This window comes from Chryseosolibacter histidinae (assembly GCF_018598225.1).
In the GTDB taxonomy this organism is placed as follows: Bacteria; Bacteroidota; Bacteroidia; order Cytophagales; family Cyclobacteriaceae; genus Chryseosolibacter; species Chryseosolibacter histidini.
The window spans coordinates 194749-208443 of record NZ_JAHESF010000005.1 but is presented as its reverse complement, the minus strand read 5'-3'; the positions used below and the strand labels follow the sequence as shown (position 1 = coordinate 208443).

Here is a 13695-nt window from a genome sequence, read left to right as displayed (position 1 = left end):
GCCGGAAGAAACTTCCGCCCCAGGGAGAACTTCGATTCACAACCGGGATATCTTGTGAGCGATAATACTCTTGTCGCTGGCTGATTTTGCCAAAGCCATTGCCTGCTGCAAATGGTGCAGCGCTTTTTCATTGTCAACGCCATGGTATAGCGCTCCCAGCAGGGAATGATACAAATGATTGTCTTTGAGGTTGATCTTTTCGGCTTCCGCGATGGCTTCTGCTTTTCCGTTTGCTTTTGACAACGCATACGTTCTGTTCAGCGCAGCAATGGGTGAGTACTCCAGGAAGAGCAGCTCGTTGTAAAGCTGCAGGATGTTCTCCCATTTCTCTTCGGTGTCTTCCCTGATGGTATGCCAGTAGGCAATGGCAGCCTCGAGGTGAAATTTAGAGAGCTTGCTGCCGCGAGAAGCCAGGTTCAGAAAGTACTCTCCTTTTGCGATCAGCTCCTGGTTCCAGCGGTCACTGTCCTGGTCATGGTACAAGATCGTTTCGCCGTGCTGACCGAGCCGGGCATCGAACCGCGACGCATGAAAACACATCAGCGAAAGCAAAGCATTCACTTCGGGTTTGTCCGTCTGCGGGTACTCCGTAAGCAGGTACGTCAGTCGCATGGCTTCCATACACAGCTCCCGGCGCAGGGTCACATCCTGGCTGGCGGAGTAATATCCTTCGTTGAAAAGCAGGTAGAGGGTCATGAGCACAGACGAGATCCTGTTGTCGATCCCGGTGAGCTCGGGTGACTCGATCTTTATTTTTTCTATCCGCAGTTTTTCTTTGGCGCGTTGCAGTCGTTTGTAGATCACTTCCCTGTTGGTGAGAAATGCCTGGGCGATCTCATCCACACCGAAGCCGCAAAGCAGGTTCAGGGCAAGCCCGATCTGCGCTTCGGCAGGATTGCAGGGATGGCAGATCACAAAGATCATGGCCAGCTGGCTGTCGGTGATATTCTTGTCTGAAAGATCAACCTCGATCTCTTCACTGGGGAAATTGAGATGCTTCAGCTCCTTCGAAATATTCTGGGCAAAATTCGCGTGGCGCCGCAGGTAGTCGATTGTTTTGTTCTTGGCGGCTGCGTAGAGCCACGCCGTGGGATTGGGTGGCGGTCCTTTCAGTCCCCACAGCTCCGAAGCCTGCAAGAAAGTATTGCTCACGATATCTTCCGCAGTTTCGATGTGGTCTATACCGAATAACTTGCAAAGCACCGCTACGATCTTCCTGTACTCTGTTCTGAACAGGTGGGGTATGAGGTCTGACTGCTCCATGCAAAAAACAAATGCCTTTGCAAGTTACAAAGGCATTTTGCTTAGATACAACTACAGCGCTGAGATCTCCCGCACCTCCACATTACCTCCGAAATTGAGGATGGGGCATCCTTTCGCCAGCGCGGCAGCCTCTTCGAGCGAGTTTGCCTTCACGATGGTATAACCCCCGATTGATTCTTTGATCTCCATATATGGACCGTCGGTGATCACACTGGCGGGCTTCACCACTTTTCCAGTACCGGGTACAAGGCGGTTGCCACGGTCTACCAGGTTACCCTGTGCGCCGATGCCGCCAATCCAGTCCATCCACCGTTTGGACAGCGCCTGCATTTCTTCCGGTGAACCTTTGGGCATTTTGCTGTAGTCAGTTCTGAATACGAATAGGAAATCTTTCATAAATAGTGAATTTTTTAGTTTTATAACCCCTTATCGAACGGGGTCAGGGGATTGGACAAAACTTTTAATATTTTTTCCAGCCACATTACCGTATCCACAAATATTCAAAATTCCCTTCTATTCTGTGCCATCAACCTGCGGCATCACCTTTTTCGCCTGTTGACGTAACCTAATCGCTAAACCGATCATCATGAGCATGATCACAATCCATCCCACGCCAATGGTTTTCACCATTCCACTTTTTAACATCGGAAAAAGGAAGAGGTCAACCTTAAAGGACCCGACAATCAAAGAATCGGCGGTCTGTGGATTAAAAACGCTGGCAGGTATTTTGCTAACGTGTACGTTCAAAAACATCAACCTCTTTATAAAATATGAAAACCACCCTGATCCTTCTCCCGGCATTATTTTTCCTGGCAGCCTGTTCTGATGACGATACCAACGGTTTTCCCCGAAAAGCGGACATCGAGATCGTGATCGACGCATACGACAGGCATAGACTAACGGAGGTCGAGACGATCGTATACGGAACGGACCTGGAGCTCAAAACAAACTCGTCTGCGAACGATCACCTGCCTTACAAGAGAACCTATCTGAACCAGGAGATCCCCTATCTCACCATGGTCAACGTGACCTTCAAAGACAACTCCCTTGTACAGATCGGCGCCTCGTTTGTACCTTACACCATGCAAATTCAGGTTGAAATTAATGGGGAGGTTGCCCTGTCGGAGCAACACACCATAGCGGAGCAAGGCCAGGTTGTGTCCACCAACCTGTCGCTGAACGAATACTTCACACATTAACCTCCTGCCTATCTGAAAATCGTTTTGCATGTAATATTTTGAAGGACATTCCACGCAATGCCTGCAGCCGGCTATTGTGAAATGGTTACCTTTGTCGCTCAATAATCCCTTTCACTTTAAACAAAATTTGTATCAATGAAAATCACAAAACTTTTACTGATCGGTCTTGCGGTCATTTTTTTTGCTTGTAGTGAGGATGAAGATCCAAAGCCCACGAGAGAGGGCCTGCTCGGAGGGTGGACGGTGACCGCGGTTGATTATGCGGGAACCACCACCACTACTGTTCAGGGTATTTCGGTTAAAAGCGATTTTACTGGTAAAGGAAAAGACATGGCGATGGCTATCACTTTCAATGATAATCCCGCCACGTTCACCAGCACAGGGAGCTACACGGTGACCCTGACGAGCACTACCGCAGGACAGACCGTTACACAAGACTATCCCTTTGAAGGTTTTATGATCGATGGCACCTGGGCGCTGGATGGCAGCACCATCACGATCACCAACGCCAATGGTACCCAGAAGGCCACCGTTGTTGAACAGACCAGCACCACCCTTAAAATGAAGTGGGATTATGACTATACCATGTCGCAGCAAGGCGCCTCGGTGGTCATGAAAGTAAAAGGCACTTACGCTTTCAAAAAGAAATAATCTTTGCCCTGATCAACCATCGCCCGCCGCTGCATGAATGTGCTCCGGCGGGCGATCTTTTTTTGGCCATGGTATGTCGTCCCTAACGGGACTTGCCAGTCCTGGCGCTGGAATAGACTCTAACCTGCTTTGGTCCGTGGACAGTGGGACCGTGGACTATTTTTAATATCTTTACCGGAACAACCCCACTCGGTCTATGTCTTTGATCCTCTTTGACCTGCGAAAAGCGGCAACGCTTCTCATCATACTTCTTGTTTTGGTTTCCGGCTGCGGTGAAAAGAAAGATTTCACCATCATCTCTGACCTGGAGCTTGGTGAAACGGTTACCAATCACCCCACGGTATCGTCACTGAAGAAAGCAATCACTCCCCTGGGTGTAACCCTTAACTTCAAAAACGCTTCTATTGAAAAAGAGGCCGACATCATTGACCTGATCAATACGGGGAAGATCGATTTCGGTATCGTCAAGAATGACGTTGAGATGAGCAAAGGTTTTAATAACGTGCGCACCTTGCTGCCGTTGTTCCCTGACGTACTGCTCATCCTCTCCCGGAGCGACTCCACGCCGTCTATCCAACATCTGCTCACGCGCAACAAGGCCGCCGTGATCCTCGATAAGGAGGAAGAGATGACGGTGGTAGAAAAGTTCCTGAAGAAAAATGGCACCTCATCGAACAACATCGGCACCATTCACGCCTCCGATACCGATGGCATCACAGAAGCGCTGAACGAATACGACGTGCTCATCCTCTTCGCGTCGCTCAACAGCCAGAGTGTGCGCAATATTTTACGTTCGTGGAACGGCACCATTTACAGCCTCGACGATCCTGCACTTATGGGAAAAGGTTCTATCATAGACGGGTTCTGTATGGCGTACCCTAAGGCGGTTCCTTTCATTATCCCGAAAGCCATCTATGGGCAATGGCCACTGAAGCCCGTGCTTACCTTTGCGGTCTATGATGTGCTTGTTTGTCACAAGGACCTGGACCCACATGTGGTGCACGATGTGGTGCAGAGCATCTACGATCACCGGCAGTCACTTTCAGAAGAGAATTTCGAGTTCGGAATGCTGGACGATGATTTTGAATCGCACAAGTTCTCTTTCCCGCTTCACGCCGGCACCGTTAAATACATGACCCGCGATCAGCCCACTTTTTGGGAACGCGAGTCTGAAGTGATCGGATTGCTCGTGTCCATCCTGGTGCTCACCAGCGGCGCATTGACAACGCTGTTCAAATACTTGAAACAAAGAAGAAAAGACCGCGTGGACAGCTACTACCAAAAGGTGCTCTACGTTACCAATCACGCACGCCAGACCACTGACCTGGAGAAGAAACGCAAATACCTGGCGGAGCTGTTCCTCATCCGCAACAATGCGTTTGAGCAGCTCATCTCCGAGAATCTGGATGCCAATGAAGCTTTCACCATCTTCGTCAACCTGCTGAATGGCGCGATCCATGAGCTGGAAGGCGACATCCGGGGTGCCCATCCACAGAGCATCCCGGCGTCGTTTGAGCAACAGCGTTAAGTTGTATGCAACAGGACCTGTCGCAAGACTACTTTACACTTTTGAAGGTCAGGTACGGTCCATCCACTTCCGGGTGATCGGAAATAGTCAGCTCGTCATCACTGATCATGTAATCATATTCAACATTGTTGAGCACAACCTTACCAGATTTTACATCAAAGGGATATTTGCCTTCTTTAAAAATGGGCACTATTGCACCAGAAATATCAACGTTGATCTCTACGGTAAGTTTCTTCTGTGAATCGAATCGCCAGATGATGTCACCTGCCTCGTAGATGTCAACTCCGGCAAGACCCTTCCCAAAATGGGTGAGGCTCCACTTACGTTCTATACCGACATCTTTACCTTTTAAGCTGACTTCGGGATTGATGTTCTCATCCTGCTCCGAACAGGAGACAAATAAACACAACAGGATGGCTACCGATGCAAATTTCAAAGTTTGTTTCATAATTCTTTTAGTTCGTTTGTGTGATTCATTTACTAAATTCTTACGCGCGCGTCACCATTAAGACACACCCGGGTAAATTTTGGTTGGAACGCAGAACAAAACGAAAGTAACAACAGCTGATTTTACATCATCTTGCACGGCTGTTCTCCGCTTCACCTGTTGACTTATTTTTATACGATACTTTTTTCAGCTGACCGACGGTGCAAATAAGGGCCAGCCTGAAATAACTCGTACTGAATGACCGGTCGTAGCGCACGAAGGTTTGTCCAACGGCATAGCTGCCAGCGGCGTGGCTGTTGAAAAAAATGTCGTTTGCCGTGAGGCTGCACTTCAGAAGCTTGTGAAAGAGATCTTTCTCCACACCTACTGTGACCACAGACCTGCTCTGATCATAACGCAAGCTATAATATCTGCTGCCGAGATACCACGCCAGCACATGCACCGTGAATGCATTGCCTACGTTGATCTTGTTGCTGGTATAGGCATACACCTGCGGCTTCGATCCTACCTGTTCATAGTCATATTGACCGGGCGTCAGCGTGCCATAATTTATGCTCACGGTATTCACGGAGCTGAGCCAGCGCGTGTTGACGGAAGCCGACACCGAGGTAAAATAAGAATGGCCCTTACCGAGGTTGATCCTTTTCAGCACATAACTTTTTTCATCGGCACCCCGTAAGGCTGCGCCACTCAGGGGATCTATCGTGTAATTGTATCCTGCAACAAAGTCAAACATATTGAAAGTGGCGCCCACTTCCAGGGCGTGCGTCTTTTCGGGGAGCAGCTTTGGATTGCCTTCGATGGACGTATACCTGTCCTGGTAAATGAGCGAGGGACTTAGTGCCTGGTACGCTGGCCGGCCAATGCGGGAGGTATAGGCCGCACGAAGCTTGAACTGCTCAGACAACGTTACGTTTACCTGCGCATTGGGAAACAGGTTTAGATAAGAAGACCGGAATGTATTCTGCCCCTGTGCAGTAGTGTGCAGGTTGTAGTGTGTCCACTCGCTTCGCAGGCCCAGACCATAGGTTACGTTGCTGTTAGCGATGCCATCATATTGAAGGTAGGCTGCAGGTACGGTTTCTTCGTATTCAAAATCGTTGGAGCGTTGCGTGTCAATCGTGTAGTCTTCGCCGGCAGCCCTGTAAAACCTCTGGTCTGACGTAGCCCTGGCGTAGCTGAGCTTGGCGCCGATACCCAGCTTGCCGCCGCCAGAAAAAACTTTTACAAGATCGGCCTGCGGATTAACAATGATGATCTCACTGTTCTGCCGGCTTCTCAAAAGTGCGGAAGCTTCTTCTCCGTTCACCACATTATTTTCGGTAATGTTGTCGTTCGCAACAAACCGGTAATGCGAGAACTGGCCGCCGGCAAAGAACGACGATCCCAAACTATCAAGCATCGTATTCAGGTTCATGGTCACGGCATTGTTACGGGTCAATCCCATCCTGTTGACACGGCTGGCATACAGGCCATTCTCATCAGCGGTTACAATATGGTTACGGTTATCGGTGGGATCTTGCATGTTCTCATAAGAGCCATTGTACTGAAGTGAAGCATAACCTTTTCCATTGAGGTCGTACGAGGCACCGAGACTATAATTGGATACATTTTTATAATCCCGGCGCCGGTCCCAGAGCACCTGTGAGTTCAGGTAATCATCTTCGGCACTGCGGACCCGTGATGTAATGAGCTTCTCGCGGTCGTTGCCAAGCCTGAGATCGTACGTGCCGGCAATGTCGATCTTTCTCTTCTTGTAATTAAGATTGAGCATGGTGCTGGTCATGGCGCCGGCGAAGTCAGACCACGTTGCCTGCTGCTGGACGGTGGCCCTGTAGCCATCCTGCAGATCGTCTTTGGTAATAATGTTGATCACGGCCCGGCCTTCTGCATCGTAGATAGCCGAAGGGTTGGTAATGATCTCGATGCTTTTGACCTGGCTGGCGGAAATAGCCGAGAGCCGTTCTGGCGGGATGCGTTTTCCGTTCAGGTAGAGGATGGCCTGTCCCTTGCCAAAAACGGAAATGCCATCATCGTCAGCAGTCACGTTTGGTGAACGGGTAAGGATCTCGTTCACCGAATTACTGGTAGCCAGCACGGTATTGGCAACGTTGACCTGCAAAACACCATCGGGCCGTGTGTTGAACAAGGGTACGGAGCCTTCGATCTCGACTGCTTCCAGCTCCTGCGCGCCATCATTCACCATGATCACGCCCAGGTCTGCAGACGCCTTTTCAACAAATGACACCCTGAAAACGGTATCTTTAAATTGCAGCGAAGTCAGTTTCACCAGCACTTCTTTTGCGTTCAGCTCCAATAGCTCAAAGTCGCCCGCGATAAAACTGTTCCCTTTTATAAAGCTGGAATCTTTGACCGAGAGCGCCACCACATTCCCCATGAGGGGCTCACCCTGCCGGCTCAGCACCCTGCCGCTGACCTTATTCTGCACCTGTGCCTGGCTGGCGAGGGGCAACACGGCCAGCGCCAAAAATAAAAATTGTATCCCCGCTGTAAACTTTCCCATTGATCGATCCATATCGTTTTTAGCGCAAGGATCTCACAAACGAGCTCAGAATCCTTTAATAAACATGATCCTTAAAGCGAAAAAGCGTGAAAGAATACCTTTTGTGGGTGATCAGGCCGCGCTGAACTGGTTGCGGTATTGTGAAGGGGTGGTGCCGGTCTCAGCCTTGAAAGCCAGGTTGAAGGAGGTAACGTTTCCAAAACCACAGTCGTAGGCAATGGTCTCGATCTTTTCCTGCAGGCGGGCCGGGTCAGCCAGCAGCACCTTTGCCCTGGCCACCCGGTAATGGTTTACAAATTCAGAGAAGTTCATGTGACCATGCTCGTTGATGGCCTGCGACACCTCTCGGGGGCTGGTGGAAAGCTTCTCCGCCACCACTTTTAACGAAACGGTGCTCTCGAGATAAATTTCTTTTGTCTCGAACAGCACTTTTATCCGCTCCAGCAATTGTTTTGACGTACCGGGGCTGATGGCGGAGTTGCCGTATTTCTCCAGCGCAAAAACATGCCGCTTCAATAAAAGGTACGAGAAGACGTAGATCAGAAATGAAAAGAATACGGCACCTAATATATAGAGGGGAATGATTCCGATAAAAATGCCAACGTACAGAAACCAGATCACGGTTACGCCTATCACGATGCTGCGGTACCACGGCAGAAGCCTTGAGCCCTCCGGGTTTTTGATGATGAGACGCCAGCAAACGGCCAGGTAAACGCCCAGGTGCAGAAATACCACCGACGCGATCAGGTAAGATGTAAAATCAGCGCCGTTGGGAATGGCCCAGCACAACAGATCGAAAACAACGAATGGAATTAAGTGAAATAGTCGATGGTCCATAGTCCATGGTCCATGGAAGCGTTGTGCGGCGAAGGCAGGGCCAGCTTTGAAATTGCTTTTTGAAGGTTCCTTTTTTTCAAACAGTGATCTACCGTAAAGCCAGAGGCAGGGGCCTATCATCAAACTTCCTGAAATGCCGAGCACGCGGAGCCACGAAGGCAGCCCCATGTAATTATTAAGCACAGACTTGCCCACGATCATGATGAGTCCGAGCAGCGTCAATGCCAGGAACATATTGCCTTTTTTTTCCCTTACGGAGAACAGATAAATACATATGAGAACGGCCTGCACTACGCCGAGACAGCTAATAACAAGGACCAGGTTTTCGACAAACATTTTTCACGAAGTAATGCTTTGCAGCCTATATTTATTGTTAAATAAAAGTCAAGGTAAAGAAAAAGTCACAACGACATTCACACATCAATCTTCAACCATGTGGTATAACACAAAAACAACAAAGTTACTGGACATCAGTTATCCGATCATGCAGGGACCTTTTGGCGGCGGTCTTTCTTCGCCGGCGCTCGTGGCAGCGGTATCGAACGCGGGCGGCCTCGGCGGCTTTGGCGCTTATACATTCAGTCCGCAGGAGATCTATGACGTGGACAAGCAGATCAGGGCGCTCACCAATCGCCCTTACAACCTGAACCTCTGGGTATCGGATACAGACGCATCCGGTGTTGTGATCAGCGATGAGCAATATGCGCGGGCCAGGCAAATGTTCGGGCCGTATTTCGAAGAAGCGGGACTGCCTTTTCCTGAAAAACCGGCACCGTTCCATTCGCGGTTCCAGAACCAGCTACAGGTGATCATGGATATCCGGCCGAAAGTATTCAGCTTTGTATTCGGCGCGTTGCCACCCGATGTGATCGAGCAGTGTCAGCGATTGGGGATCAGGACCGCCGGCGCGGCCACCACGCTTGACGAAGCCATTGCTTTGGAGAACACAGGTGTAGACATGATCATTGCTTCGGGCTTCGAGGCAGGTGGTCACCGTCCCTCCTTTCTTGCGTCGGCTGAGTCGTCTCTCACCGGAACGTTTGTGCTGTTGCAGCTGATCCGCGAAAAAGTAAAGATACCGGTGATCGCGGCGGGAGGCATCGCCAACGGACGTGGCATAGCAGCAGCCATGACGTTGGGTGCGGATGCTGTGCAGGTGGGCACTGCCTTCCTGGCGTGTGAAGAATCGAACGCGCTGCCCATTCACCGGGAGATGTTGTTCTCGCAGGCTGCCCGAAAAACGATGCTCACCAGAGCCTTCACGGGCAGGCTTGGCCGCGGCCTCAGCAACAAAATAGGCGAAGCGCATGCGGGTAAGGATAATCACCTGCCCTTTCCACTGCAGACCACGTTGATGTCGTCACTCAGAAAAGCTGCGCTCGATCAGAAGAAATGGGACATGGTATTTTTCTGGGGTGGCCAGATCGCACCGTTGCTCAAGCATAGAAATGTAAAAACGCTGATGGAGTCGTTGGTGGAAGAGGCGGCGGAGTTACTTTAAATGCCCGCAAACGAAAAGCGGTGACCGCACCCGGACGAAGTGGAACGATGCCTGCTGGTGTCATTTTCAAAATCCTGTTTGTAAAACGTTGTTTTTCATCTGTTTAAGATAACGCCTTATGGGGTAGCAATAAACTGGCTGCCTTTTTGCAAAACAGGCGCAGCCAGATGCGCTGAATAAAACATTATCGACATGATTACCATCCTGACAAGGGCTTACCGCAGTTTTTTAAAGAACAAATTTTTCGCTTCCCTCAATATCCTGGGACTTGCTACGGGCATGGCCGTGTTCATGCTCATCTCGCAGTATGTTAAATTCGAGAACAGCTACGAAGACTTTGTGCCGGAGGTGTCGACCCTCTACAGGCTGAACCTTGATATCTACAGCAACCGCGAGCTTGTGAAAACCACCGCCGAGAATTTTCCGGCTGCCGGGCCTGCGTTGAAGGCGGCATTCCCCGAAGTGACGGGTTACTCGCGGCTCTATAATATGGGTTACAAGAACAACGTGATCATTACCTATGACGATGCAAAGCCCGAACCTGTTGCTTTCAAACAGCGCCGGTTCCTCTATGCCGACTCTGCCTTCCTGCCCATGATGGGTTACAAGCTCATGGCCGGCGATGTGAACACTGCGCTGGCGGAACCCAACACCGCTGTGATCACGGCCGCCTATGCCAAACGTTACTTCGGCAATGAAGATCCACTGGGCAAAACGCTGCACCTGCAGGACGATGACAACAACAACGAGCTGGCAAAAGTTACCGGCGTGATCGAAGCTGTACCGGTCAACACGCATTTGAAATTCGACATCCTGTTCTCTTACAAAACCCTGTACGCCAGGCAGGGCACACGGCCCAACTACGGCATTGTGCGGTATGATCAGAGCTGGCGACGCAACGACATGTATACTTTTATCCAGGTGGCACCGGGCACCGATGCCAGGGCACTGGAGTCAAAGTTTCCCGGGCTTGTTCACAGGCTGAACCCCGACCTGGAAAAAGCAAACCAGGATTATGTATTATCACTGCAGCCACTGGCAGACATTCACCTGCATTCAAACCTTGCTGAAGAACCCGAAACAAATGGCGACGGCCGCACCGTGAGATTCCTGGGAATGATCGGGTTGTTTGTGCTGGTGATCGCGTGGATCAACTACATCAACCTGTCAACAGCAAAAGCAATGGAACGTGCCAAAGAGGTGGGCGTTCGCAAAGTGATGGGCGCCTTCAGGTTTCAGCTGATCAGCCACTTTCTGACGGAAGCTGCGTTGGTGAACCTGTTTTCCATCCTCGTGGCGCTGGCCATTGTAGGTGCCGCGCTTCCATTCTTCAACACGCTCTCAGGGTTGTCACTGGACGCAGGCTACCTGCTTCGTCCCTGGTTTGTGGTGCTCGTGGTTTTATTATGGATCGGCGGAACGGTGCTGTCAGGTTTTTATCCTGCCATTGTGCTGTCATCTTTCCGGCCCGCGGTCATACTCAAAGGTAAATTGAAGAACAGCAGCCGCGGCATCGTTCTGCGCAAGTCGCTGGTGGTATTCCAGTTCACCGCTTCTGTGGTGCTCATCGCCGGTACGCTGATCGTTTACAACCAGCTCAACTACATGATGAGCCGGAACATCGGTGTGGATATCGAGCAGGTGCTGGTAGTGGAACGTCCTGGTATCGGTCCTCAGCGGGAAGGGTTCACTTCAGAGATCGATGTATTCCGCAACGAGCTAAAAAAAGATCCCTCTATACAATCGGTTACCGCATCGTTCACAGTGCCTGGTGTACAACGCGAATGGAAAGCGCTGGTAAAAAGATTCGGCGCCAGCGATGATCAGCTGGTAAGCGTGCGGTCTAACAGCATGGACTATGAGTTCACCGATGTATTCAAAATGAAACTGGTGGCGGGCCGCACTTTTTCAGAAGCGTACACGAGCGATCCTGACACTGCTGCCATCATCACGGAGTCGGCCGCAAAACTTCTCGGCTTCAAAGATGCTGCCGCTGCCGTGGGAGAAACGCTGAACATTCCTGAATGGCCGTGGAGTCCCATCGTGGTGGGGGTGGTAAATGACTATCACCAGGTGTCGCTGAAACGTGCGATGGATCCTACGATCTTTTTTTGCACACAATACGAAGGAGAATTCTACTCCATGCGCATCAGCACAGGTAATCTTTCTGAAACAATAGACCACATCAAAGCATCATGGGAAAAAGCTTTCCCCGGAAACCCTTTCGATTATTTCTTCCTCGACGATTACTTCGATCAGCAATACAAAAACGAGCACCGGTTCGGCACGTTGTTCACTGCCTTCGCCGCCGTAGCCCTGGCTATCGGTTGTCTCGGATTGCTGGGATTGTCAGCCTACACGGTAACACAACGTACAAAAGAGATCGGCATCCGCAAAGTGCTCGGCTCGAGCGAGGGTGGCATTTTCGTGCTGCTGTCTAAAGAATACATCAAGCCTGTGATGCTGGCGATCGTGCTGGGTATGCCGCTGGTATATCTGCTCATGAACGACTGGCTCAACGGCTTTGCCTACCGGACACCCATCCCAGTATTTGTATTCATCGCCGCCGGCCTCACGGTATTGCTGATCACCCTGCTCACGGTGAGCTTCCAGACCTTGCAGGCGGCACGGGCAAACCCGATCGACTCGCTGCGGTACGAATAATTATTGGAGCGCGGCTTCGCGGTTGTATTTGCTTCTGTATTCCAGCGGAGACATTCCTGTGATACGCCTGAAGATCTCGCGGAAAGTTTTTACATCGGAGTAGCCCACGTCGTACATTACTTCGTTGATGGTTTTGCGGCTGGCTTCGAAAGCTTTTTTGGCCGATTCGATCTTCACTCTCTGCGCGTACTCAACGGGCGTGTTACCCGTAGCTTTGACAAACCTCCTGTCGAAGTTGCGCCTGCCCACCGAGAACCTGGACGACAACTGCTCAACGGAGATCTTCTCCTGCAGGTGGCTTTCGATATAGGCTTGCGCTTTTATTACCATTTCATCTCCATGCGATTTCTGGCCCGTGAAGATTGTGAAGGCCGACTGATTTTGCCGGTCGATGTCGATCTGAAATACCTTGGAACAAAAGATCGCAGCCTGCCGGTCGTAATATTTTTCTACGAGGTAGAGCATCAGGTTCAGGAAGGAGTATGCGCCACCGTTCGTATAGATGCCATTCTCGTCAGTGATCAGCCTGTCGGCCTGCAGGTTCACCTGCGGGAATTTGGTTCTGAAAGTGTCGGCTGCCGACCAGTGCGTGGAGCAGCTCTTGCCATCCAGCAAACCTGACGAAGCCAGCATAAAAGCCCCGGTGCAGATACTGGCCACCTCCGCCCCGTTCTTATATTGTTTTTCGATCCAGTCGATCAGCTTTTGGTTATGCTGCACTGTTTTTTCATAGTTGTGATTCAGCGAAGGAATGATGATGAGGTTCGTTTTTTTGATCGCCGAAATATGGGTCTGCGGTGTGACGGTAAACAGTCCGTTGTAAAAATCCACTTTCTTTGAGATGCCTGCCAGCTCGATCCGGAACAATTCTTTTTTACCGGCCTTCTTCCAATAGTCGTTGGCCCTGGTAAAGATCTTGTAAGCCCCCACGATGCTGCTGAGATTGTTCTCTCCATCGGGAACCAGTATGGTGAGATGTTTCATTGTTTTCGTTTTTTATCAAAGATAGGGATTAGTCCACAGTCGACGGTCCACAGCCGTTCGGAGTTGCCGACAGTGCCGGGTCTTGATGTCAAAAAT

Annotated in this window: 12 protein-coding genes; 5 read left to right on the top strand and 7 right to left on the bottom strand. The window is 50.5% G+C overall.

Annotation, left to right across the window (positions count from 1 at the left end):
* Positions 1–36: 36 nt before the first annotated feature.
* From KK083_RS07225 to KK083_RS07215, 3 genes are all read right to left on the bottom strand, one after another.
* Positions 37–1263: an RNA polymerase sigma factor gene (locus KK083_RS07225; protein ID WP_254161981.1), complete on the bottom strand. Its 1227-nt coding sequence runs from the start codon at positions 1261–1263 to the stop codon at positions 37–39.
* Positions 1264–1314: 51 nt separating this feature from the next.
* Positions 1315–1659, bottom strand: a complete 345-nt coding sequence (locus KK083_RS07220) for a YciI family protein (RefSeq protein ID WP_254161979.1) — start codon at positions 1657–1659, stop codon at positions 1315–1317.
* 117 nt (positions 1660–1776) lie between these two features.
* The gene (locus KK083_RS07215; protein ID WP_254161977.1) at positions 1777–2016 is read right to left on the bottom strand and encodes a hypothetical protein; all 240 of its coding nucleotides are present in this window, start codon (positions 2014–2016) and stop codon (positions 1777–1779) included.
* 17 nt (positions 2017–2033) lie between these two features.
* Between KK083_RS07215 and KK083_RS07210 the strand changes: the two genes are divergently transcribed.
* The 3 genes from KK083_RS07210 (at position 2034) to KK083_RS07200 (ending at position 4641) form a co-directional block, all read left to right on the top strand.
* Complete coding sequence (locus KK083_RS07210) at positions 2034–2462, top strand: putative periplasmic lipoprotein (RefSeq protein ID WP_254161975.1); 429 nt, start codon at positions 2034–2036, stop codon at positions 2460–2462.
* A gap of 135 nt (positions 2463–2597) precedes the next feature.
* Positions 2598–3113: a lipocalin family protein gene (locus tag KK083_RS07205; RefSeq protein ID WP_254161973.1), complete on the top strand. Its 516-nt coding sequence runs from the start codon at positions 2598–2600 to the stop codon at positions 3111–3113.
* 196 nt (positions 3114–3309) lie between these two features.
* Positions 3310–4641: a TAXI family TRAP transporter solute-binding subunit gene (locus KK083_RS07200; RefSeq protein WP_254161972.1), complete on the top strand. Its 1332-nt coding sequence runs from the start codon at positions 3310–3312 to the stop codon at positions 4639–4641.
* A 28-nt stretch (positions 4642–4669) separates the two neighbouring features.
* Here KK083_RS07200 and KK083_RS07195 read toward each other — a convergent pair whose 3' ends face one another.
* The 3 genes from KK083_RS07195 to KK083_RS07185 form a co-directional block, all read right to left on the bottom strand.
* Positions 4670–5089 carry a hypothetical protein gene (locus KK083_RS07195; protein ID WP_254161970.1) on the bottom strand — a complete coding sequence of 140 codons (420 nt, stop codon included), beginning with the start codon at positions 5087–5089 and terminating at the stop codon, positions 4670–4672.
* Positions 5090–5216: 127 nt separating this feature from the next.
* Positions 5217–7625 carry a TonB-dependent receptor domain-containing protein gene (locus tag KK083_RS07190; RefSeq protein WP_254161968.1) on the bottom strand — a complete coding sequence of 803 codons (2409 nt, stop codon included), beginning with the start codon at positions 7623–7625 and terminating at the stop codon, positions 5217–5219.
* Positions 7626–7724: 99 nt separating this feature from the next.
* Positions 7725–8684, bottom strand: coding sequence for a helix-turn-helix domain-containing protein (locus KK083_RS07185; RefSeq protein ID WP_254161966.1), 960 nt, complete (start codon positions 8682–8684; stop codon positions 7725–7727).
* 199 nt (positions 8685–8883) lie between these two features.
* On the opposite strand from KK083_RS07185, the gene KK083_RS07180 reads away from it, so the two are divergent.
* Positions 8884–9951 (top strand): NAD(P)H-dependent flavin oxidoreductase, encoded by a 1068-nt coding sequence (locus KK083_RS07180; RefSeq protein WP_254161964.1) that lies wholly within the window; start codon positions 8884–8886, stop codon positions 9949–9951.
* Between the two features lie 192 nt (positions 9952–10143).
* Entirely contained in the window at positions 10144–12615 is a 2472-nt protein-coding gene (locus KK083_RS07175; RefSeq protein ID WP_254161962.1) for an ABC transporter permease, read from the top strand.
* On the opposite strand, the gene KK083_RS07170 is transcribed toward KK083_RS07175, so the two are convergent.
* Positions 12616–13599, bottom strand: coding sequence for a GlxA family transcriptional regulator (locus KK083_RS07170; RefSeq protein ID WP_254161960.1), 984 nt, complete (start codon positions 13597–13599; stop codon positions 12616–12618).
* Positions 13600–13695 lie beyond the last annotated feature (96 nt).